The sequence below is a fragment of the Cupriavidus taiwanensis LMG 19424 genome (assembly GCF_000069785.1).
Classification (GTDB): Bacteria; Pseudomonadota; Gammaproteobacteria; order Burkholderiales; family Burkholderiaceae; genus Cupriavidus; species Cupriavidus taiwanensis.
Window position 1 is genome coordinate 16,584 of the sequence record NC_010529.1, and the last position, 22,747, is coordinate 39,330.

At 56.4% G+C, this 22,747-nt stretch carries 14 protein-coding genes; 4 read left to right on the plus strand and 10 right to left on the minus strand.

The genetic code is table 11. The annotated features are described in order from the left end of the window. Window positions 1–116: 116 nt before the first annotated feature. The 5 genes from RALTA_RS26750 to RALTA_RS26770 form a co-directional block, all read right to left on the minus strand. Entirely contained in the window at window positions 117–1,337 is a 1,221-nt protein-coding gene (locus tag RALTA_RS26750; protein ID WP_012353615.1) for an ISL3-like element ISRta1 family transposase, read from the minus strand. 405 nt (window positions 1,338–1,742) lie between these two features. Continuing rightward, a complete protein-coding gene (locus tag RALTA_RS26755; RefSeq protein WP_012354407.1) occupies window positions 1,743–3,053 on the minus strand; it encodes a TIGR02679 family protein in 1,311 nt (436 codons plus the stop codon). Beyond that, complete coding sequence (locus RALTA_RS26760) at window positions 3,050–7,195, minus strand: TIGR02680 family protein (protein ID WP_012354408.1); 4,146 nt, start codon at window positions 7,193–7,195, stop codon at window positions 3,050–3,052. Before RALTA_RS26760 ends, RALTA_RS26755 begins: the two co-directional genes overlap by 4 nt. Beyond that, window positions 7,192–8,457 (minus strand): TIGR02678 family protein, encoded by a 1,266-nt coding sequence (locus RALTA_RS26765; protein ID WP_012354409.1) that lies wholly within the window; start codon window positions 8,455–8,457, stop codon window positions 7,192–7,194. The genes RALTA_RS26760 and RALTA_RS26765 overlap by 4 nt, the downstream gene beginning before the upstream one ends. Beyond that, window positions 8,454–10,133: a TIGR02677 family protein gene (locus RALTA_RS26770; RefSeq protein WP_020384426.1), complete on the minus strand. Its 1,680-nt coding sequence runs from the start codon at window positions 10,131–10,133 to the stop codon at window positions 8,454–8,456. Before RALTA_RS26770 ends, RALTA_RS26765 begins: the two co-directional genes overlap by 4 nt. 869 nt (window positions 10,134–11,002) lie before the next feature. On the opposite strand from RALTA_RS26770, the gene RALTA_RS26775 reads away from it, so the two are divergent. After that, window positions 11,003–11,443 (plus strand): hypothetical protein, encoded by a 441-nt coding sequence (locus RALTA_RS26775; RefSeq protein ID WP_012354412.1) that lies wholly within the window; start codon window positions 11,003–11,005, stop codon window positions 11,441–11,443. 216 nt (window positions 11,444–11,659) lie between these two features. On the opposite strand, the gene RALTA_RS26780 is transcribed toward RALTA_RS26775, so the two are convergent. Continuing rightward, window positions 11,660–12,061, minus strand: coding sequence for a cold-shock protein (locus tag RALTA_RS26780; protein ID WP_181924291.1), 402 nt, complete (start codon window positions 12,059–12,061; stop codon window positions 11,660–11,662). A gap of 552 nt (window positions 12,062–12,613) precedes the next feature. On the opposite strand from RALTA_RS26780, the gene RALTA_RS29285 reads away from it, so the two are divergent. From RALTA_RS29285 to RALTA_RS26785, 3 genes are all read left to right on the plus strand, one after another. Next, window positions 12,614–14,371 (plus strand): patatin-like phospholipase family protein, encoded by a 1,758-nt coding sequence (locus RALTA_RS29285; RefSeq protein WP_012354415.1) that lies wholly within the window; start codon window positions 12,614–12,616, stop codon window positions 14,369–14,371. 249 nt (window positions 14,372–14,620) lie between these two features. After that, the gene (locus RALTA_RS29290) at window positions 14,621–15,307 is read left to right on the plus strand and encodes a hypothetical protein (protein ID WP_145987451.1); all 687 of its coding nucleotides are present in this window, start codon (window positions 14,621–14,623) and stop codon (window positions 15,305–15,307) included. Between the two features lie 984 nt (window positions 15,308–16,291). Next, a complete protein-coding gene (locus RALTA_RS26785) occupies window positions 16,292–17,362 on the plus strand; it encodes a hypothetical protein (RefSeq protein ID WP_145987452.1) in 1,071 nt (356 codons plus the stop codon). A gap of 720 nt (window positions 17,363–18,082) precedes the next feature. Here RALTA_RS26785 and RALTA_RS26790 read toward each other — a convergent pair. From RALTA_RS26790 to RALTA_RS26800, 4 genes are all read right to left on the minus strand, one after another. Beyond that, complete coding sequence (locus RALTA_RS26790; protein ID WP_012354420.1) at window positions 18,083–18,655, minus strand: DUF2272 domain-containing protein; 573 nt, start codon at window positions 18,653–18,655, stop codon at window positions 18,083–18,085. A 535-nt stretch (window positions 18,656–19,190) separates the two neighbouring features. Next, window positions 19,191–21,119, minus strand: a complete 1,929-nt coding sequence (locus RALTA_RS29310; RefSeq protein WP_145987453.1) for a hypothetical protein — start codon at window positions 21,117–21,119, stop codon at window positions 19,191–19,193. A 56-nt stretch (window positions 21,120–21,175) separates the two neighbouring features. After that, entirely contained in the window at window positions 21,176–21,436 is a 261-nt protein-coding gene (locus tag RALTA_RS26795; RefSeq protein ID WP_018003931.1) for an ABC-three component system middle component 6, read from the minus strand. Next, window positions 21,423–22,388, minus strand: a complete 966-nt coding sequence (locus RALTA_RS26800) for an ABC-three component system protein (RefSeq protein ID WP_012354424.1) — start codon at window positions 22,386–22,388, stop codon at window positions 21,423–21,425. Before RALTA_RS26800 ends, RALTA_RS26795 begins: the two co-directional genes overlap by 14 nt. Window positions 22,389–22,747: the final 359 nt, after the last annotated feature.

Below are 22,747 nucleotides of genomic sequence, written 5' to 3' on the forward strand. Positions count from 1 at the left end.
TTGGGAAGACATTGATGCCTTCCTTTTGGCTGAGCCCGAGTACCGCCGGGTCCAGTTTCACGATTAAGCAACCGCCCGATGAGCGCCGGGTTGCCGGCAATGGCCTTAAAAAGGGTTCATCGAGGAATTCCGGGGAAGGCTGCGCGGATTTTGAGGAAGAAGTATTCCTCGTCGCGATAGCCGTACGCGCGGCGCTTGATGACCTTGATGGTGTTGTTGATGCCTTCGACCACGCTGGTGTTCAATGGGTGGCGGCAGCGGGCCAAGATGCCATGCCAGTAGCCTTGCAGGCGCTTCGCAAACAACTCCAGGGCAGGTATTCGGCTCTGCCGAGCCTGCTCGCACCATTGCTCCCAAGCTTTTTGCGCCCACGCCGGGCGGCGGTAGAACCATAGCCGCTTTAGCTCGTCGCGCAACAGATAGACTGTCAGCAATGGCCGGTTCGCCTCCAGGACCTCATCCAGATGAACCGCCTGGGGGACGCTCAAGTTCTCCCGATTCCGCAGCAGTAGCCAGCGTGTGGACTTGAGCACCCGTCTGGCCGGCCGATCGTGCCGCAGCTGATTGGCCTGATCCACCCGTACTCGGTCGATGACCTCACGCCCGTACTTAGCTACCACGTGGAACAGGTCGAAGACCACCTCTGCTTGCGGGCAATGCGCCCGGATCTCCAACTCATACGCGGTCGTCATGTCGATGGCGACGGCCTCGATGCGCTGCGCAACGCCGGCGGGGAGCTGCTCAAAGAAGGCTCGGGCGGTCTCGCGTGAGCGCCCCTGTCCGATCCAGAGCACCTGCCGCCCAATGGGGTCGACTACCACCGTGGCATATCGATGCCCCTTGTGTAGCGCGAACTCATCCATGGCCAGGTAGCGGATATTGGACCAGTCCGGCTCGGCCACTGCCTCACGCAAGCGAGCCTTATCGATCGATTTAACTGTGTGCCAGCCCAGATCGTAGAAGGCCGCCACCGCCTGCACCGTACAGTGGCGCAACAAGTGGCCGCAAGCCTGGGCCAAGCGGGCCGTCACGCGTTGGTAGCGCCCAAGCCATTCCAGCCGCTCCAGCCTCGGACCGCCGCAACGGTCGCACCAAACGCGCCGGCGCGGCACGTGCAGTACGACCCGATACTCGAACAGCGGAAGGTCCCGGACTCGCCTGACCACTGTCTCATGCACCTGATGGCAGCGCGCGCCACACTCCTCGCAATGCATGACCTTGCTGACCGGCTTCAAGTACAACGACAGCGTACGGCTCTCTCCCTCCGGCCATTCCACGCGCTCCAGCCGGTAGCCCTTCCAGCAACCCAGTGCTTGCAGCGTCTTGCGATCCAGCACACATCCCCCTGATACCTGAAGAAACAGACATCAGCATACAAAATGTGCTCTTTCGGGCCACGGTTTTCTGCGAAGAACCTTAAAAAGGCTGTCCCGATCCGCGCGCTGAAAGGGCGGGATGTCGATTTTGACTTTGTATGGTTCGACGCGCGAGCCTTGGACGCGTGCGGTGACCGAACTACCGGACACCTCCATGGAGGTCACGGCGCCGTTTCGCACGTAGGCGCGGCCGCGCGGCAACCGGTTCTCGTGGTCAATATGCTGCAGGGCGTTTAGCCAGCGTTCGCCCCACCACGTGTTCCCGAATTTCGTTCTTGTTGCCACTAGATCTACCGGATGCACAATCGAGCACGACAAGTATGCCGACGGCGCCGCTACAAGCAAGCCTCCTCCATTTAGAAGTGTCTAAGGCGGCACGTTAAGATATACCAACTCCTTTTTCCGCCTAGGTGCGGAATCCCGCCGCCAGGTCGCCCAATAGATCCTCCACGACACGCTCTTCGGCGCAGACTGACTACGGAGCTTCATCATCGTGGTCAATTCCGGCTCCCAGGTTGCTAGGACAGGTTCGCCGGTGGCGGGGAAGTCCTTGTCGCGGGTCGCAGCAACCACGCGCTCGTATTCTGCGGCACCAAATCTCCAGGCGTTCGTGCCATACGCCCGCATGACGTGGTTACCTATACGAATGCCTTCCCAATCGTAGTCGCCGTGGTAGTGCAAGTCGGCGCCGCTACGCTTGAGGCTGGTGAGAAGATGCCGCTGCGCCGCAGCCGGCATGCCATCGGTGCAGACGAGCGGGGCACACGATGCACCAAGGGCGTTGGCCGCGATGGTAACGACCTCTGGGTTCTCGCAAACGAAAACGGCGATCCCCGCGACTTCCCATGTTTCGGGATTACGCACTAGCTGGCGTAGGGTCAGATAGCCGGGCTCGCCACGCATGAATCTGCTCCTGTCGGAGGGACGCATCGGGAGGTTCAGGCATAGCGCGGGCCGGGCCAGCTCGTTGACCAGTACGCCGGCGCGGGCCCAGGTATCGCGCGCGCGCTCCTCCGCCACCTCGTCGGCGGTGCGGGTCGTGTCGTCATTTTCGTCGTCGGGTGTTGTGGACGACTGGCGTAACACGGCGAGGACCAGGGACGCGATTGGCCTGTTGCGATCCAGTGCGTGGGCATCACCGTGGGTCTCGGCCGCCAACTGGGCAAGTGGCACGCCCTTCAGGGGTAGCCTCTGGAGGACCTCGGCCGCATGGCGACAGAGGATTCGCGCACGTTCCGGGCTTCGCGTTGACAAGCGCTTGATCAGTCCGCGCCCCAGGCTGGATTCCAAAAATCTTTGCAGGGGCGGGTCCTGGCAACTGTCGGCCACACCCTCCCACGCGAGCCTTTCGTCGGTGCGGGCCTTTTCCTTGTTGACGATTGGCCCATCCAACATTTCGAGCGCAATCCGCAGGCTTGGCGCGAGCCCGGCTCGGTGTAATGCCCAGTCGACGTCCTCGAGGCAAAAGGAAATGGAGTCGGCATGCCGGTACGGGCGCCCGAGAATCAGGCGGAGCGTCTCCATATGGGCAGGGGGGAGTCCCCTCAGATTGACTACGCCTGCAATGGGTGCTTCGGGGCGCTCGCGCTCGAAGACCCTGCGCAGGCGCGCCCGTAGCGACGCCCGGTCATCGCCACCGAGAAGGTTGTGAAGGCGAGGAGAGGGCGCATCAGTCATTGCAACGTCGTGGGATTGCTACGCCCGGTAACCTGTCGCCGTTGTTTTCCATCCCACTTCCAACGCGAGACAAAGACCGCATCCACGCCGGGCGCCCGTTGCAGTTCGCAGATCGATACGCCTGGGAACGCTGGATAGCATGCCCATTCACGTTCGCTGGTGATCATGAAATCCAGATCGAACATCTGGATCAGCTTGGCGCAGTCCCCACGCGCGTGGTCGTCAATGCCGGCGAACGCCTCATCCAGCAAGATCAATCGCGGGGCGAGTTGGCCCGCGCTCTGGTTGTAGAAATTGGCCACGGCCGCAATCATCGGCACAGTCAGGCCCAGTGCCCGTTCTCCACTGGATGCCGGGTCGGAAATCGACTTCCATCCGCCGTTTTGAGAGCGCTGAACGCGGAAGCGGTGCCAGAGACGATAGTCCAGTGCTCTTGCGAGCCGGTCTGCCGATTTTTGGCCATAGGAGTCCGGGTTCTCGTTCTCCGCTTTGATGCGCTGGAGGAACCAATCCCCGATCTCCTTGCGCTCGTCTTCTGTTAGGAGTTCTGCGCTTTTTTGGAGGAGGATTGTACGCAGGCGCTCGAAGTTCGCCGTTGAGCCGGCGTTGTCCTTGGTCGGCTCCCACTGAAGCTTGAACTTGACTCCCGTCGCGGTCGGATACTTGTCCAGTTCCCTGTTGATCTCATGCACCTGCTTTTCGGCGGTCCTAAGCAGCCGATGAATCTCGATGGCGATGTCCTGCTTGAGATGCTGCTCAAGGATCTCTTGCTCGCGCACACTCAGCAGGTTTTCGCGCCTCACAATCTCCTCATCCAGAAGGATAAGCAGAGCGTGCGGCTGTTCCTCCTTCCCTTGGAAGACAATCCTTACCGAAATGCCTGAATCAGACTGGGTGCCGTGGGCCTCATGACCGAGTGCATTGAGCGCATGATCCAATTCGCGAAACTCGGTATTGATGACGCTTTGTGAACGCCTCCACGCCTCGTCGGTGTCTTCGAGGTTGCTCAATTCCTGCTCGGCCTTGCGCGCGAGGCCCAAGGCTGCATCGACCGCCCATGGCCGCGTGAGATCGGGAATGTCGATGGCAGGGAGCGCTGCAGGAATCAGACCGGCCTCCGCAACTTGCTTGAATGCATCGATGGCCCGAAACCGATTGTCTGCCGCCTCCTTCACCTGGGTCTCAGCGGATGTGAGCGCCTCGTTCGCAGCACCTTCCTCTTTTGCCGCCGCAACTTGTTTGGCATTTGCCGCGTTATAGGCGTCAGTAGCAATGCTGAGAGCATGCCTCGCCGCGGTAATCAACTCTTCGTATTGATCAACACGCATGCCTATCGTTTCCCGCAGAACCGCAAGTTGGGCTTCCGCGCGTGTGTCGTCAATCTGGCATTGCGCGAGGATCGCCTCCTGTTTGGCGAATTCCTGGCGACAATCGTCTTCATGGCGTGAGGCAGTTTCATAATCCCGCCACGCCTGTCGGATCCCGTACACTAGGTGGTCAAGCCCATGGAATTTCGGATCCAACTCGGTCAAGGAATCCTCGACGGCCGTGAGACCCGACGGCTCGACGGGGAGGCCCATGTCCGTCGCGGCTTCCAGCCGCCTATTAACGGCTTGCTGCAACCTACGTTCGGCTTCTTGGCAGTCGGTATCTGCACGTGAAAACTCCGCCTTTGCGCTGTTCAGGCTCTCCGTGGCGCTCTTCACCGCCAGATGTGCGCGGCGTAGCCCGACATCGCTGGGGATGTCCTCGAGCTCTTTCCTGACTTGCTCCTGTTCCTGGACAGCCGTATTGATCTGTTCGCGCAGCGAAGTTCGTTCGGCACCAAGCTCCTTTTCAGCCTCATCGATGAGGGAAAGACGCGCTGCCCGTGCCTGGGCTCTTGCCGCCGTGCCGATATAGGCAGGCGCGGGTTTCGTCCATGCGCCCGCCAGCGACGCAAGGCGGTACCGCCCGCTGGGCGAGAGCCACGCCTCACCACCGGGATCGTTGTCTGAACAGGCGATTCCGGCGAGTAACCGCTCGACGACGGCCGTCGGCACGTCGCATTCCGGCGGGATGCTCGGTGCGAGAAGGGTCTTCAATGGCGATTGTGCGACCGACGACCGTTGACTCCAGTTGGCGTCCAGAGGCAAAACCTTGCCTTCGGCGTCCGTGATCGCGCCGTTAGGGCTGACCCACGCGTCAAGTAGTCCTGAGCCCTCCAGCGCTGCCTCGATTCCGGCGCGTTGTTCCGGCCGTACCTTCGGCTTGAAATCAACAAGCTTCCAGAAAGGTGCGCCAGGTCGGCCTGAGCGAGCCTCATAGTCACGGGTGTATTGTGGGGGAGGAGGGATATCAACGCCGGCGACCAACTTTTCTCGCTCGCCCTGCAAGTCGGCAGCCAAGCGTTCGTTCGCCAGCCACTTGAGCTTGATTTCCGCCTCTTCCTTGGCAATCTGTTCGACAGCTTCTTGCTGTCCCGACAAGAGCGCAGTCAGGCAGGGATTCTTTTCCTCTAGCCGCTGAATCCACTCCGCCAGTCTTTCCATGTTGCCATCAACGTCCACCTTAATCCGACGCAGCCCTACAAAATGGCGTTGCCACGCATCGAGGAGGTCGTCCGAGGCAGCGTCCAGTTCATTGTCGGCCTGTGAGAGGCGCTCTTCCGCGGCTTTCTTCGCGCTCTCCTTGTCGTGGCGGAGATCTCGAAACATCTCGAATTTGTTCTGCGCGGTGTTCACGACGCCATGCATTCGGCGCATCTCCGAAATCTGGCTGCGCCGCACGCCGGTTTCGGCAAAGAGCGCGGTCTTCGCAGCAAGGATCGCGGCGTCATCGGCCCCCACCAGATCCGTCGCTTCACTGCTGATGAGTCGGTTGTTCGCAATCGCTCGGCTCACGCCGGCAAGACCCGCAATGCGTGTGACGTCGTGCCGGATGTCGGCAATCTGGTGCCCCATCTTGTCAAAATGGTCTTTTCGCTCGCCTGCAACCGTGTGGGAGGCGTCTAGCTTGCGGCGTCGTTCGTCGAGTTCGGTTGCGGCTTCGTCCTTTGCCTTCCGGCGCTCTGCCGCATCCTCCGCAGCCATCGCCATCCGATAGGAATCCTTGTTGGCTGGATCATCTCGTAGGACGTTCACGCGAGTTTGCTGTCGTTCCTTCTCTGAATTGGTGGTGGTGAGTTCAATCTCCACGCGGGCCTGGGCTGCGATCGCGGCGCTCACCCGGTCAGTGGCGGCGTGGCGGGTAGAACTTGCCGTCTGGAAGTCCACATGGGCCTGACGAAGGAGTCTTCCTTTGCGCCGGGTCTGCATGCCGGCGTAGGTACGATAATGGCGCTCGAACTTTGCCACGGACCTCCGCAGCTCATTGAATTTCTCAAGTTCGTCGTGGTGCTCATCAAGCAATACCAGTGCCTCAGATACGTCGTTGACGAGGTTGGCTGGTAGAGGCGTAAGGGATTGGGTGAGGGCATTGGAGAGCAACTGCTCATCGGGGCGTTTGCTCAGTTGCGGTTGGCGCAACTGAATCAGCGTATTCATCAAGGCGTCGTACCGCGTCGTGCCCACCCCGAACAGACGCTCATCGACCGCGTCGCGGTAGCTTTGCGTCGTATCAAATACGCGCCCCCGGTAAGCCAGCACCTCTCGCAGCCCGTCTTTGGTGAGTGCACGATTGCCGTTGCCAATGAGGGAGAGGTCATCGTTGACCCTCCCAGCGACGCCGGCATCGATCATGAAGAACCAATGGTCCACATTGGGCCGGCGACTGTCCGCAGACAATCCGGCTCCCAACGTGACGTACTCGGGTTCATCGCCGTCACGTAACCTCCCGAATTCCATCCAGACATACCCAATGCGGCGGTCGATGCTCCCTTGGAGCAGGTTCCACAGCATCTTTTTCCCGGGGTCCGCGTCAGGCTCCATCCGGCTGGGCATCAGAAAGCCATCGAACAGGAACGGCATGGTCAGCGATAAGACCTTCGACTTGCCGGCACCATTGCGTCCGCGAAGGTTCAGCTTGCCATCATAGAAAGCGAACTCTTCATTGTCGTATAGGTAAATGTCAATGAGACCGATTCGCATCGGTTGCCAGCGGGACATCGTCGGCGTAGGGATCTCATCGTCGTGCCGGGGATCAGTGTGGTCGGTATCTTTCATCGATAGGCTCGCGTTCTGGCGGGTTTGCTGACTTTAGGTGTCCCAAGGGCGAATCTGGCAATGGCCGGAAGCGGGAAGACTCGCTCCCCGTCTTTCCCCACCAACTTCAGTTTCTCAAGCCGTTCGAGGGCTTCCTCGGCGAGCCATCGTTCAGCGCCGGGCTCACGCGCCTCCTTGCGCCAATGTGAGCCGTGTGTGGGGATGCAACTCCGTACGAAGTCTTCGATGTCCGTTATTGCCGAATAAGCAGCCAGTTCGTACGTGTCGCGCCTTGCCCGAATGTGTTTCTGGGAAAGGTACTCGGCAACAAGCAGGGTGATATGGCCAATCGTGCCGTCACCGCCCATTTTCAGATCTGTCATCTGACAGCGTTCATCGACGAGTGCGACGCCCTCCATGCGTTGCTCGGCGGACATCTCGATGGCATCGCACAATCGGGCCGCCATCAGGCCGCGTTGGGTGGCGAGGTAACTGTGGGTTTCCTTGTCAAGGTCAGCAAAGTAGATCACCGGGTCGTCGAGCAACCGCCGTGAAAGGTGATGGCGCATCGCCGTGCGACGCGCGTCCTCGTTGTCGAAGACTGTTTCCTTCGCGAGCCACTCCACACGCTCATCGGTCGAAATGGCGTCCCGAATGCCCGTCGACGGACCGCGCACCGCGGTAATGACTTCGTTCAGCAGCCAACGGTTAATGTCGTACAGCACCTCGGTGGACTGCTCGGCGACGTATTTGTCTTCGTCGCCGTCTACACGCTGGAGTACGCCTAGGGTCAGCAGGGTCCTGAGAACCGTGACCAGGTCCTGCCGCTCGGAACGGGAGGTTAGTTTCAGGACGAATCCGCGGGCGGTAAGCGCTTCGTCGGATGCTGCCAGGGTCAGCTTCTCGCCTAGATGTTGAAGCATGATCTGCGCTTGCGACCCATTCAAAATCGCGCAGACCAAGCAAAAAATCGCATAGCGCCGGCGGTCAAAGTCGGGAATCCCTCGAGTCCCGTCTTGGAAATCTGCGGGTATCTTGCGCAGTCTCGCGCCATTCGGTGACACCCTCAGATCCCAGCCTGTTTCGCGGCGCAAGAACTCCTGCAAACTCTTGGCGTGCCGTCGCACCAGCCCGAATTCGTCATGATCCGGGGACATCAACGGCGTCATCAGGATAGCGCGCATGGCGAGTCGCATTTCCTCGCGCTCATAGGCATGTGGCTTCGCGGCGATTTCAGAGGGGGCGGGCGCGTCGGCGCCAGACACGTTGTCTTCCTCGGTCATGACCAGGCAGGTGTTATGGTGATTAGGTGGTCTCGGCCGGCGAGCGTACCGCTTGGTGTTGAAATCTCAGCGTGAGTGTCCGCACCTAGCGGTTCAAGCCGCACGAGCAGTGATCCATCGCCGGTCAGGATGTCGGTGGGAGCGTCGGGGCCGATTTGGTGGTCGAGCGCCTCGCCTAGCAGTGCGAGGAAGAGGGCGAATTCGTTGGTATTCAGGGCGCCAAGCTCAGACAGCCGCATTGGTAGCGCCGTGGCAAAACGGCGCCTCGCTTCCGCAACCTGATTCGACTCGTCTTCCATCAACTGCTGGATGCGCCGCCGATCGGCGGAACGATCCTTGACACCTGGCAACTGACCGCGCTGTGGGCCGTCGCCCAACTGATACAGACGGGGGCAGATCCGGAGCGCCGGTCCCTCAGCCCACGGGGTGCTGGGCGGGACATATTCCTCTTGTGCCGTGTCCAGCGGTAGGTGTCGGGCCGGGTTCAAACCGAAAGCCACCCGCGCAAGTCGATGTGCGTCTGTCTCGCTATCGCATGAGAGAAACCATGCTGCTAGTGTGCGCAGGTCGGTGGAGCGGTCGCTGCGCCCGGTGCGGCGATCATTAATCTCCTTGATCGCGATGGCAAGCTGACGGATCGCTGACCGAGCCTTCTGGCGGAGCAGGTCGGCAGTCGATGGGTCATTGTTGGAATTGACAAACCATCCACGCAGGCCAGTCCATCGGTCCTTCCATTGCCGCCGGATGGCGAGGACTGCGTCAGTAGATTCCCACGTGCGACGGGCGGCGTCTTGCTCAGCGTCTTGCTCGGCGTCGGGTGCGGCGTCTGGCGCCAGGCGCTCTGCAACCGCGAAGAGCATGCTCTCTATATGGCTATCAAGTGCCTGGATGAGATCGGAAATGGTGTCACCGCGGCGCGCGAGGTCGCTCACGAACCGCTCGAGGTAGTCGATCAGTTGCTTCTTGTAACGCTCGACGTTGTTGACCTCGACGTCGCTCGGGTTAAGGTGCCGATCCACGCCAGCCATGAAGGCGGCGGCGTTCTCCGTCATCGTGGCAAACACACCCGTCAACTCTCGCAATGTCGATCGTACTTTGTCTGCATCCAGCTCCTTGCTACTAGTGAGGGCGACAAGGGCGCGCAAAAGTTGTTCGATATCCGCGAGAGCCACCGTCTGAAGCTCCGCGCGTTGTCGAAGGACTTCGTCGTAGCGCTGCAAGGCCGCCTCGACGGCCTCGCCGGGCTTTGAGAGGCGGTAGATCTTGTAGTTGCGCTTGAAATCTGCGATGGAGGACCAGCGCGCCATGTCCTGCTGGGCCTCGAGGTTTCCCCAGCGCACCAGCGCGTCTAGGTGCTGGGTGAGCTGATCGATGTCCGGACGGGCAATACCGGCCGGCAGGGCGATCTCGGTGAGAACCTCGTCGGGACGAAGTTGGAGGCGATACTGTGCCTTCGCCTTCGCGAACACATCCATAATCGCGCGGTAGATCGTCGCATGGTCCGCGCTGACATGGCTAAAGAGTTGGCCTCTTCTGGCATCCGCGAACGCGGACCTGGTCCCGTGCGCATCGAAGCGAAATGGAGATGCACCGTTTTCAGATGGGCCCGCGGTGGCCGGAGGCTCGACGTCCGATTGCGCCCCAGACGCGCCGGCCACGCTTGCCATATCAGCCATGGGGTTACGTGCGCCGCATTGGAGTAACAGAGAAGAGCGCGGCACGTTTGCTGTCGACGCGCCTTTCGAGCTTAGTCGCCCGCCGCGGCTGGCTCAACCTTTGTGCAGGCTGGAAATGTTCGTGTCCGCACCGATGGGTGACGTTTCGGGGGGAGCGGTGCGTGAAATGATGGTTCGTTAGGTTTGACAGCGCAGCACGGGGCGGCATTCAATCTCGCTGGATCGGGGCGCCAAGCGAGGTGCCGAGGCAGCGGCGTAAATGGCAAAAAGTGGGCGCCTTGAGTTGGAAGGTCGCCGGCAAGCGAAAAAAAAAGCGCTTACGTAGGTATGCCTTTGTTTTCGTTGCATGTGGTGCCCGCCGATGGGCTTGCAAGCGCCGAGCAGACTCAGCGCGCAGCGGCGCACGACCTGGACGCGGGTGCAGGCAGAGTTGGGCGCGGCGCAGCGCCGGCCGAACGGGCCGAGGCCGAAGCGCCCTGGCGCGCCAGCTGCTGGCAGAATCGCGGGTGGCGCCCCCAGGCCCGGCGTCGACTGAGCAGGAGGCGCCAGGCAGGCGAAAAACTGGACGAAGAGCAGGCACGCCTACGGCCGCCTCCAAACCGGATGACGGCAGCGACAGTAGTCTCCGACATAGTTGCCTGCCAACTTCCTGACCCCCGCCATCCATATGGAGGATGTCAAGGCGACGCCAGCCTTTTTACGATCAATACAGCGGCGGCATGCGCGAGCATCGCTGTCACGTTTTTGATGACATAAAGGTGACACCGTCGCGGTCCGTTGCTACCCGAATGAAATTAAGTGCGATGCGGTGAAGCGGCTCCTACATGCCGGAGCGGTGTCAGTAGGCATTCACATTGATTCAGAAGCCCATGAACAACTTCAACTTCTTGCATGGCCACGACCCCGCGCCCCGCCCGAGGGATGAGTTGCTGTATGAATTTGTCGCTGCTGAACTGGCAAACTCAATGATCAAGCAAGGCTTGTGGGCCAAGGCGCTGTCTGACAGCAATTGGAACCAGCCCTCGGCAAAGGCGCTATATGTAAAGATGCGCGTCGCTCAGCTAAGGGGCGAAATCCTAGCCGAATCCCGGCAGCGAATGGCCGCCTTAAGCGATCCGGTGAGAGAAGCAAGAGAGTTTGGCCTCACTGAAGAGGAAGTTGAATATCTCGGGAAGCCAATAAAGGCAGTCCGCCACGTTGAAAAATTCCGCATCACCAAGGACAAACTCGCCGAAGCCATTGGTCGAGGAAAAATTCGCGCCGTACTCTGTAACGAGGTCTTGTGGGTCCAAGACCGTGCAATTGGCTAAGCGTTCTTTAGTGTGGTTGAAGGGAATCTGGCGTCTTGCTGCGTAAGCGGCCTGCTCCAAACGTGACCGCGTGGGCCGAAAGCATCCGGATGCCGTAATGGCGTGCGCCTTTGGACCTACATAAAGAAATTCGGAGGTATGGATGCTGCCTCCTCATCATGTAGCAACTGGGGGGCACGCGTATTGATGGCCCGCCTCGCCGATTTCTTGAGCCACTCACTGCTTCGTCGGCGTGAAGAGGGCCTGCGACCAAGAAACGCCCTTATGCGCTGCAGCGCATAAGGGCGTTTCTTGGTCAGGGGCCATGCTGGCCAGGAGGCTGACCATGCCCGCCTGTCGAGGGAAGTAACCAGCAAAGGCGCCGCCGGCTATAAACTCCAGGGCCACCAGACGGGCAAAAATCGGCAAGAGGTTTGCGTCCGACTGCGGCTTCGGTGCGCCAACTATGGCGATGTTCAACGCCTGAACCCGGCCGTCCTTCCCTTTGCCGAACTCGAGGCTCCCGCGGTCGCCAAGCTTAGGCGTCACGGTGCGTGTCTGTAGCGCCGTGACGTGGAAGAAGACGTCTTCGTGTCCGCGCGGACGTCGATAAACCCGAAACCCTTGTCTGTATGCCATGTCTTGACCCGACCCGCTTTTTTCATGATTCTCGTCTGTATTGTTGAGGTCCAAGTTTAAGGGATGAGAGGAGCGGGTTACGTGGACTCAGCAGCAGCCGAACGCCGACTGCTCTGCCACCCGTAGTCGGTGGGGTGTTGGTCTGATGCAACCCACCTTGTATGTCAAATCGGGTAGATTTGCCCGTGAGCGGAATGCCGCGGTAATGACGTTAAGAACAGCAACAGGTAGAGACATGGGTCGTAGGAGAAGGGAGCCGTCGCATAGCGAGGTGTTGATGGATGCGCCATGGTGGCCATGGTGAGCAGGGAATCAAAGCTTTTTCACGAGAAAGGTCACTGTCCAATGATGGAAGGTGTTGCAGCTTTAACGACAGCCATGAGCATCCCCCGTGTCAGATTAGGCCGAGTGCGCTTCCGGGAATGGAGGCCCCCGGGTCCATCTCGGTAATCTGGCGCCTCCCCGAAAGCCTTCAGCGACAAGGCTCTCTGACCAGTCACACCCAACATCCCCCCTGCAATTCGGATCGCACCATCTCTATGGAGGCAAGAAATGCCCTATCCTCGCTTGTGCGCATCGCGGTTGTTATCTATGCTTCTCAATAAAAATAAAGGGCATCTAATGTCGCCTATCCAAATGCATACTGCAGCAATCTGGGTAATTTTCATGCTGTCAAGTTGCGCCTCCGTGGAGGTCACTACGAAAGAGGTGCCAGTCGACACAAACACACCTCCGCCATTGCTTCGAGAAAAGACCCCGCCCCCCTATATTGGTCTGGCCTTGTCAGGTGGTGGCAATAGATCTGCACTGTATTCCTCATATGTTATAGACCTCCTTTCGGCGCTGCCGGTCCGAGCCATGGCTCCCACCCGCCAGTACAGCTTCATGGATACCGTGCAGTATATATCCAGCGTATCTGGAGGCGGCTTTGCTGCTTCCTACTATTCGACAAAGAGGGATGCCTCACTCAACGGGCCTGATTGGAACGCAACTAAGCAATCGTTCTATAGCCAATTTCACTCGAAAATGAATGAGAATTGGGAGGCTGCCATCGGGTGGAGATTATTCGCCACCATCTTTACAAGAACACCGATCGAACTGCTCGAGCGGAGCCTCGAGAGTGATTTCTTGAAGGGGGAAACATTTGGCTCATTGGCGCAGAAGGAGGCCTCCGGAAGGTCGCCCGTAATGATTTTCAATGCTACTCATTACGATACAGGTCGAAAATTCGTGATGAGTACCTTGCCGACCGCGACTTTCAAGCTACGCACTGATAAACTTATAATAGACATTCTTGAGTTGAAAGAGAGAAAAGCAAAGTTATCGCTTCTCGACCAGTCTTCGCTATCCGCCCGTATGTTTTCGAATATCGAGCGCTCGACCTATGCAGAGAGCTTCCATGAGGCCACTCCTGAACTCCTCAATACGTTGGTACCCGAGGGCTTTGACGCTATTCAGGGGCCGGGGTCCGCTTCCCTAGATTACGAGGATATGCCGCTGTCATTGGCAGTAGCGTCATCCGGTGCCTTCCCAGGGCTAGGTCCTTTACCATTAACAGTAAAAGCGCCGAATGGAAACGTTCTCGATTACACATACGTCCACCTGATTGACGGAGGAGTGACCGATAATAGCGGCGTAGAATCTCTGGCGCAAATATTTCTTCGTGATCTTATAAGCCCGTATACGAACAAGGTAAGTGGCACGGAAAAATCTCCGATCACGGAAAACATGGACTACGCGCTAATCATCAAAGTCGATGCGTCGCTCCCATTCAGGGAAAGTAGTCCTGCCTTCAAGAACAGGACAACGCCGCTTTGGACCATCCTAGCTGATCCCGGTCAACCCAGTGATATTCAAGAGGAAAGAACGAACTTTTATCGAAAAAGTCTTTGGCATTTTGCGGGGGGTAATACAAACATGGTAGCTGGAACACCTGACAATCCCATCAGCAGAATGAAAATCATCGAGTTCCGGCACACGGACCTTAGCGATGCCGACCAAGTAGGCGCGCTAGCGCTAGAAGGAGCTCCGAGGCGGATTAAAGATCGAATTCAACCGAAAGGGTGTCGCGTTCCATTAAGTCGCGAGGATGCGCAAAGGCGGCTCTCGGAAGTTTCTACAAGATATCATCTTTCCGATGAGTGTGATGTATCTTGGCTCCGAATCTCTGCTTGCTCATCGGTATTAAAGCACGCCCCGAATATCCAGCGCTTTTACCAACTCGCCGACGGAAAAGCTTCAGAATATGCTCTTGATAATTTGTATGAACGAACACGAATGCTTTGCCCGGAAATGTTCAGCGAATCATAGATGGCATCATTATTTCCGCAAGTGAGTAGGGTTACTGAAGCATTTTACATATACTTGTATTTTTTAAACAAAAAGAAACGACACAATAATATGAACTTTCGTGGCACGTATGCAGCTTTTCTGGGCCTTTGCATTGCTATTCTGCCAGGCTGTGCGACGCATAACACGGGTGAGAGCGGGTTGGCGGTCTTTAACCCAAATCCATCTCGCGACGTGAAAGCCCGGCAACCATTTTCGGTAGCGTACCACATGAACTCCAACAAGAGCCTTGAGACAGAAATTATTCCAGCGCTGAACGATTACCTCGGTGACATTCTGACTGCAGGAAACCTGGTTGACCAGCAGCAGAGTTATGTGTCTACAGCAACGTTTTTAGGCGCTTTGGCCGCAACATTTGGAGCGATATACGAAAAGACGGCGTTAATACTCACAGGTGTGGGGGTCAGCGGCGCGGGTTACGCTGTCGACAAACAGTACAATCTTACGGCCCAGTCTGTCGCATATGATCATGCCGTGACCAATCTCATGTGCGTGATAAATGCTGCAAACGGCGTCTCGGATAATGATATACAAAACACAATTGCCTATGCTGGAAAGGATGACGATAGGCTTGCCGGTGTAAATGCCAAAAATTCCATACTCATACAGGCCAATGCGGTAACGGCCCGCCTTCGGACTGCACTCAAGGCAGCGCCTAGATCAAATCCATCAGAGAATGATCTGGTTGCATATATGAACAAATTAAAGGCTAGTGAAGGAAAGCCGCAGCCGAACATGAATGGAGCCGCCGTTCAAAGTTTGATCCAAGATGAACAAGCTAAAGGTAGGAGCGCTAGTGAAGCCCAGCAACTGATTTTCGATAGATATTCGGTATCCATTACACGGGTACTACAGTTGAATGCGAATCTCGCTAAATGTCAAAATACCATGCTTTGATTGTGTGAGTGGCGTGAATTCTGTTCCTGCATCAGGTGAATGCCTGCGCCGGTCCTTCGGCCCAACCCACTCAAGATGGGCCAAGAACGATTGCAATTTGCGCCAAAAACGCTTGGCAGGTGACGAGGTGTGAATGGCCGTTGCCCTGCTTGCGCCATCTGTTTTGCGCAAGCAGGGCAACGAGGATCGCTTCTCAAGCCTCCCTTGGCGCTGACATCACGCCAGCAGCCACCCACACCCGCGTCCCGGCGGGAAGGCCCAGCATCACAGATCCCCTCCCACCAAGCTCGCTAGCAGAAGCCGTAGAACAACACACTCAGGCTTGCCATCGAAACACACGCGCGCGCCACGACATGCGATGACAAGCCCGGTCGATCGGCTCCGCCGCCGGCGGCGACGTCATGTGCACGGGCAGGATTAAATCGGCCGGAGCCAACGCGGATGTCGCGGCTGGCTCCTGATCCCGCCACAACTTCGACACGAGATTTGCGTTCAGGCCATGCGCGCGGGCAACTTCTGACAGCGAGCGTGTCGGGTCTCGTGCTTCTGCCACGACCTGCGTGTGGAACTCTTTTGTGCAGTTCGTGGAGCCATACCGGCGACCCCGCGCCTTGATTTCTATTTCATCTTGTCCTACCAGATTCTGATGGGAATTAGACCGCGTCTTCGGACTCTCATGAACATACGGTGCTGGTGCAACGCTTACGACTTTGGTTAAGCGTAGAGAACAGGCCGAGCAAGCTCTTTCCAAGAGATATTCCATCGTTGATGCCGTTACGCACGTGCGCCACCGGCAAATCGACACGAACGAACATCGCCAACTCAGAATCCGCCGTTTCAGGCTTGGATTGCCAGGGTGGCGAAAGACCGCGAGGTTGAAAATGCGCCAGCGATGGACTACTACTATCGACACCCACACCCACGCTTACGTAGGGCGCTACGCCAGTGGCCATGAACCAAAGGACAGCGACGGAGGAGGAACCTATGCATGAAGGTTCAGGCAGCTGGGGCTTCGCACGGCCGCTCCGCTTAATTGTTTGCATCGCAATCCTCTCATCTGCCAATGTCGCTTATGCTCGAATGCCGATGGTCGAGCCGCCCGGTCAGCCCATCAATGACGACCTCTTGGATGGGTTTTTGCGTCAAGGTGGGTGGAGCCAAACTGCGGATGATGATCCTAGTGCCAGGCAACTTGAGGCAAGTTACATTAAGGGCATTGTTGACGCATACGTGGCGAAGCCATCCGATCCTAAAGCGATCAATGACTTGGGGTTAGTCGGTCTGGCGCTGGCGGTGGCGGAATGGGGAGTAGAGCCTGCTGATGGACTACCGGACGACCCTGCCGGAAAGAACTGGGGGGGCGTCATTGGCGCAGACGGAAAACGTTTAATGAGCTATTCGAAGGGCGCGATTGGTGTTTCCCATGCTGACAGCGATTCTCTCGCTGATTTCTTCTCCTTCATCAAGAAAGATAGAGGAGATTCCCTGCCACAGGCGACGCGGTTCTATCAGCTTCAAGGCATCAATTTCGACCGGCTTTACGCGGACGGCGGCCATTGCAACAGGCCTTCGACCGTAATTGTTATTGATCTGAACGGAAAGCCATTTGGATACGTCGAGCATGGATATGCTGGGGATCGCTATTGTGGAATATACAGAAAGTACAAAACCAACGAAGAAGACTGGAGAATTTTTCGGCACAATATGCGCCTCGTCCTTAGAACCAGGGAGGGGCAGGCTTATCTCATCAATGCATGGTTGAAGGAATATTGGTGGCCCTCTTACCGGAAGGTCGCCGGGCAACCTAATGGAAAAATCGAGGACGTTATTATCAATTCACGGATTCGCAACTCATCTCCTGTCACGGCAAACTGCACGCTGGGAAAGGCAAGGAGTAGCGGCGATGCCATCTCAGCCCAACTAAATGCGTATGCATCGAAGGACTGTCATGGGAAGCCGGATCACAAGCGACGTTGGCCGTATATGATGCGCGCGGTCGTAGTCTACAGATTTTATGCTAATCATCAGTTAGCTGAGCAGACACGGCAAAAATAACCACCATGTTTCGCGTGGCGCATTTGATTTCGACCATAACGTCTGAGATATTGGGCGTCAATGAGCTGTCGAATACCAGAGCGAACCCCCGTTGTTCCAGCGATGGGGGCTGACACCCAGACACTTATATCTGCGTTCAGTCGTACGTAATTGACATCCGCGGGAGGATTTTTCCAACCCCTGCCACTATTATGCCAAGCCGTCCGCCTTCAACGGACAAGACACCGCTGTTGCAATCTCCAGTGGTGATCACACTGTCTGGCTCCCAACGGTTTGACCACGTTCGCCGTTGTTGTGCAGCCTAAACTCAAGTCGCCACTGGCTCGTGATTCGCCTGGCAGCCCTGCGCCATTCCCCGCTGAGCTTGGATGCAACTGGCGCTGCCTACAACCGCCTCGCCCGTGGACACTTTGGTGCTTGTGCTCGTGCTCTGGGTTGCCGGCTTCTGGCTCTGTACCGCAGTCTCCGACCAGCAGTGAGCATTACTAGTCGGATAAACATATCGGACGCAGTCTGAAACCAGTCCTATTAAACATCGAATGGCTTTCATTAGCACATTTTTGTTGGGCCCTTCTTATCTCGCTTGCCGTCAACTACCTCTCTGCCTGGCGGCACGCAGTGCGCAGCTAGTTTCTGGGCGCAGCGCTTTCTTTCTTCGCTCCGATTGGGCATTGATGCTTGTATCGGAGGGGTTGGCCCGAGGAAGAATGGGCGGCCACATCATAAGGCACATTCCACAATGGAGATGAAGGACTGGCTATTCCTTTGTTTGATGCGTCCATGCGAATCCAATTGAATTGTGACCTTTCCAATTGAGTTGTGTTCATTACCCCCAATCGTTGCTATTTCGCTATCCGAAGCTTCTACGACGATGGCCGAGTGCGAAGCATACTTTTCGTGTGCGGCGGCGTAATCGAAGTCGAAGTGCTCGCCAGGTTGATTATTTTGGATAATGTCGCCAACTTTCGGAGCGTACTGTTCAATTCTTCGCCCCCAAAAAAATCCCGTCCCATCCTGGGCATTCTTGATTGCCCGGAAACAAAACTGAGAATGTCGACGCGCGAACACAAACCCCACGGGTGCCACCGCCGCGTCCTCCGAGGCTCGCTTTACGCACCAACTCACGAATACCGCCGACCAATACACATCCGTTCCTAGAAACGTTTTGCCGAGATCCTCCCAGTACTGACGGATTTGCTCGGCAAGGATTGGATTATCCTCGTTCATCTCGTGATACTTCTGGTGTTGTCCCTTCGCTATCGCAATGAGGCATTCTTGAAAGAGGGTCGGCATGAAGGCTCCTGCACGGAAAGGTAGTATTTGGTATAGACGATTTTAATCGCGGAGGGCAACCTCATTGGTGAAAAAAACGGGGAAAACAGGGCGTGAACCAGAGACGCGCGCTAAAAGCCGGCAAACCGCTTCATGACCGTTCCGCGCCTCAACAAATGACCTCGTCATCGCCAGTCAGGATGCGTTGGTGCTATTTGCGACGCCGGCTCGCGAGCCCAGTCGCCTTGGAGGCAACCCCGGATTGCCGGGTTCCCAGCGCGGCCGATGGGGGTGGTTCGATGAACCGCATACAGCAACCTCCAACCAACCTGACACACTGACTTGCTCGGTTTAAAGCTAAGGAAGCTCTTTTTATCGTCGGTATAGCCAAGTTTTATGCGCATGCCGGGCACGAACGCAACGCGCGATCGGCGGAAAATCGATACGTCGGCGGCGGACGTGCAATCCAAACAGCGTCGATGAATGCGCTTGCACGTAGCTCCGATCAGCTTCGAAGATTAAACGGAGACATATTTTGGGTTGACGTCATGAGCGCTTACGAGCAACTGTCGCCTATTGCCACTAATCGGTGGCAGATGAAGGTTCCCCAACGGGAAAGATCGAAATTGCGAGGGTCGTCGTGTCCGCCGCCAATGTTACGATCTATTGCGACGTGAAACGCGGGCACTAACCACTCCCCTGCGCGGACGCTGGCATTGATATAAGCAAGTGCCAATCGGTCATACTGTGCGTCGGTAAACCCGGGAGATTGGGAAATTCTGTCGTTTATACATTTCCCTTTGTCATTTAGAGGTGATTGACCTGGCTTTAACTCTACCGAACGGACCTGAACACTCTCAACGTGCAGAAAAATCCCCTTAGATCTTTCGCCCACAACCTTGTTCTCAAGTCTCGTCGCACGCCAAGGAACCGAGAAATCTCGTTCTTGGGGGCGCACCGTCTTTCCGTCCCGCGTGATGAACATGTGCGCTTGTTTGTAATCTTTCCAGCGTTCTACACGATTCCATGGCGCCGTCGGCAAATCAGCGCTCGCTAGACGTTTGATGTTTGCACAGACGTTGTCGCTTGTGTCGTGAAGAACGAAATATCGTGCAGAAGGTCGGCCGTTTGCGTTAGACCGGGATAGGGGCTTGTCTAGCAGACCTCCTATCCGGACATCAAAATCATAGCGAGTTTTATTGTCGCCTATATTGTTTTGAAGTGTTATACCCGCCGGCGCGTCAGGATAGAAGCGCTTCGCAAGAGACGAGAAAACATTGAGCCGTGACTCCGTTTCATAAAATGTCTCATCCAGATACGCATTGGTCTTGATATTTTCTTCGGCCAATTTTATTCGAATGGACGCGGCGTCTTCCCGACTCTTATGTAGTAAGTGCTGGTAATCTTGTAGCTTATGAAACTTAGCTCGCAAGTCAGACAGCTGCGCGCTTACTGCAGCGTATTGATCCAACGCCCTTTTATCCGATAGATACCTAAGTTTGGCGTCCACCGACTGGTTAAGTTGGTGAATCTCCAACTCAAGATTCCTTTTCTCCGTCTCCAACCTCATTCGTTCCTGGCCGAGTCGGGCTATGCGATTTGTCAGCAATTGCGAGTGAAACGCTTCCACTTCCTGCAGATGCTTCAAAGTTTCGTCGCGAAATGCTCTTTGGAGTTCGCCATACATAGCGAGCACCTTCTCGCGCGGAATATCTGCGCGTGCTTCGAGGCTCTTCTGAACGTTAGAAAGAGCGTTTTCCACGACAGCTCTCTTGTTTTTTAGCGCACGGAGACGGCCCGTCAAATCGTTTGCTTCTTTCTCGATTTGATAGTAATCCTCCGCGACGGCGAACTGCGCTAGATCGCTCTCAAACCTTGCAATTTGCTCTTCAAGATGTTTTGCTTGCAGCGACGCATCCTTGCTACCGGTGTAGTATTCTCGAATGAAAGGATCGTTCTTGAAGTTTCTCTCAAAAAGTTCCAGCTCAGACTGTCGAGTGCGAAGTGAGTACTTGTTTTCAACCAAAGAGATATCTATCCCAAGCAGGAACAAATTCCGTAGCAAGACCGTATATGGCTCTCGATCTGATGAGGTAATTTTTGGATCGTTATAGTCAGCTTTGGATCGCCGAATGAAGCGCGGCAGTAGTGAACGGAAACTAAGTTGCGACCCACCCCAATCAGGAAAATGAAAGCAAAGCTTCCCTAGTAGTTCGTTGAAGGCCTTGACTTTCAATATTTGCCCGTTCAGGGAAATGGTGCCTTGCTTGTCGGTGCTACGCGATGAAGAATAAGCGGTTTGTCCAATCTCAAAGCGCAGCGTAAATTCCCAACTGGGAAGATGTTGGCGAAAGCTCGTATTTGTACTGGAGCCCAAACAAAAATGAATGATTTCGATCAGTAGGGACTTTCCAACGCCGTTATAGGATCGACTGTCGTCCTCGCCATGCAATTGATCTTTCCGCGAGCCAATGACGAGCGACACGCCCGTCCGATTGAACTTGACGGTCTTAAAGGTGGTTCTATTCGATGTAAGCTCGATTAGGCGCATAAGGCCGCTTCCGGGCGGTGGCGATGCAGTTCACCAGCGTCATTCATCTGAATAAGTCCGAGCGCAAACAAAGCATCGAGAGCCAGCACCATGTTGTCGAACGTCTGGAAGGCTGGATAGCATGAGGCTTGTCGCTGAAAAGCGCGCCACAGATTGTCGACTGTGATCGGTTGAGAGACGTTTTCCATGACGAAAGCCCCGAGACCGAGCAGGGACTCCGCAAAAGAAATGTGCTTGTCAGGAAGCAACATTGTTCGGTTCCTCGAAAATGTCACAGGCTTCAAAGTACTTCGCCATGAGAACCAAAGCAGCGTCGCGCCGCAGTCGATCTGCAGCGGGATTGTTGGTTTGAGGCGCAACTCGATTCAAGATAAACGCGAATCGCAGGTCACCGAGCGTAACGCCTGATTCACCTTGGTCATCCTTGACTGCAACAATGCTCTCCGCATAGAACCCAGCCAGAAAGTCACGCAGTGCTTGCTTGGTGAAATCGCTGTTTCGACTCAAATAGTCATCGATCTGCCATGTCTCGCGTTGCTTTGCTCGCAGCCAATCGCCGTTCTCGGCGAGTCCGTTGAATTCGATTTTTTCTTCGAAATCCGGTGCAATTTTTTTGCCTGTCGGAGCGCTCTGGGGCGGAGAGTTTTGAATATGCTGGATGACTTCTCCCAGGACGGTGTAGTCAAGGCCCTCCAACGAATCCCACGTCGGTAAACCGCCTACAATCATGCAGATTTGATCTTCAGGCAAGCAAATAAACTCTTGCTCCAAATGCTTGCTGAGAAAGGCTTCGCAGGCGTTAAGGCTATGGTCCGTTTTGATCGTGGCCAGAGTTTTCTCGATGTCGAAGACGGTGCCGCGATATTTATCGTTGAACACAAATACGTACTCGCGTGGGACGCAGAATGTGCCCCAGTACGGCAGCAGCTTGTCTTTGAAGTCTTCCGCTGCCTTCGCGATCGCAGCGCTCTTGCTGGCGGTAGGGTTTTCGGGCGCGAAGACTTGAAAGTACCTGCCAACAGCCTTTTCGTAGCCGTCGTTTCCGCGGTCTCGCTGGTTGCCGTACGGCTTGATTTTCAAAAATCCAGGTCGCGAATACTCCATGACCCGTCCGAACAAATGTTCGAATGCGAAGCCATCAGATCGGTGCACTTGGAGCTGGAAAAGCGTGCGGGCGAGATGCTTACGCTCGTTTGTCATCATCAACGTCCGTCTTGAATTCCTTGTTGTTTGGAGAATTCTAACATCGCAGGCTCGAACATCTTCAGTCGCCTCGGCCGCCAACCTGGCGGCCGAGGCGACGCTAAGCAGTCAAGCCCGAGAGCGCTCAAAGTCGTGAGCTAAACGTGGTACACGAGTCACTTAAGCCGGTTTCCGCCACTTGCTTTGCCTTTCTTCGTCGCCGCGGGCTGCGGATATGATACCTGTATAAATATACAGCAGCGGAGCTTGATGGAGCTTTCGCTATCGAGGGCTCGAGGCTACCCGCACACTGGCCACTATCCTATCCAGCTATAGCGCCTGTACCGGCCAGGCGGCCCGACCGTCACGCCGGCGCGCTC

Excerpts from the sequence above, each read along its gene's own strand:
- RALTA_RS26795 (WP_018003931.1), bottom strand. The coding sequence starts at position 21,436 with ATGTTGCTTCCTGACAAGCACATTTCTTTTGCGGAGTCCCTGCTCGGT.
- RALTA_RS26760 (WP_012354408.1), bottom strand. The coding sequence starts at position 7,195 with ATGAAAGATACCGACCACACTGATCCCCGGCACGACGATGAGATCCCT.
- RALTA_RS26790 (WP_012354420.1), bottom strand. The coding sequence starts at position 18,655 with ATGCCGACCCTCTTTCAAGAATGCCTCATTGCGATAGCGAAGGGACAA.
- RALTA_RS26775 (WP_012354412.1), top strand. The coding sequence starts at position 11,003 with ATGAACAACTTCAACTTCTTGCATGGCCACGACCCCGCGCCCCGCCCG.
- RALTA_RS26765 (WP_012354409.1), bottom strand. The coding sequence starts at position 8,457 with ATGACCGAGGAAGACAACGTGTCTGGCGCCGACGCGCCCGCCCCCTCT.
- RALTA_RS29285 (WP_012354415.1), top strand. The coding sequence starts at position 12,614 with ATGCCCTATCCTCGCTTGTGCGCATCGCGGTTGTTATCTATGCTTCTC.
- RALTA_RS26785 (WP_145987452.1), top strand. The coding sequence starts at position 16,292 with ATGCATGAAGGTTCAGGCAGCTGGGGCTTCGCACGGCCGCTCCGCTTA.
- RALTA_RS26770 (WP_020384426.1), bottom strand. The coding sequence starts at position 10,133 with ATGGCTGATATGGCAAGCGTGGCCGGCGCGTCTGGGGCGCAATCGGAC.
- RALTA_RS26800 (WP_012354424.1), bottom strand. The coding sequence starts at position 22,388 with ATGATGACAAACGAGCGTAAGCATCTCGCCCGCACGCTTTTCCAGCTC.
- RALTA_RS26755 (WP_012354407.1), bottom strand. The coding sequence starts at position 3,053 with ATGACTGATGCGCCCTCTCCTCGCCTTCACAACCTTCTCGGTGGCGAT.
- RALTA_RS29290 (WP_145987451.1), top strand. The coding sequence starts at position 14,621 with ATGAACTCCAACAAGAGCCTTGAGACAGAAATTATTCCAGCGCTGAAC.
- RALTA_RS26780 (WP_181924291.1), bottom strand. The coding sequence starts at position 12,061 with ATGGCATACAGACAAGGGTTTCGGGTTTATCGACGTCCGCGCGGACAC.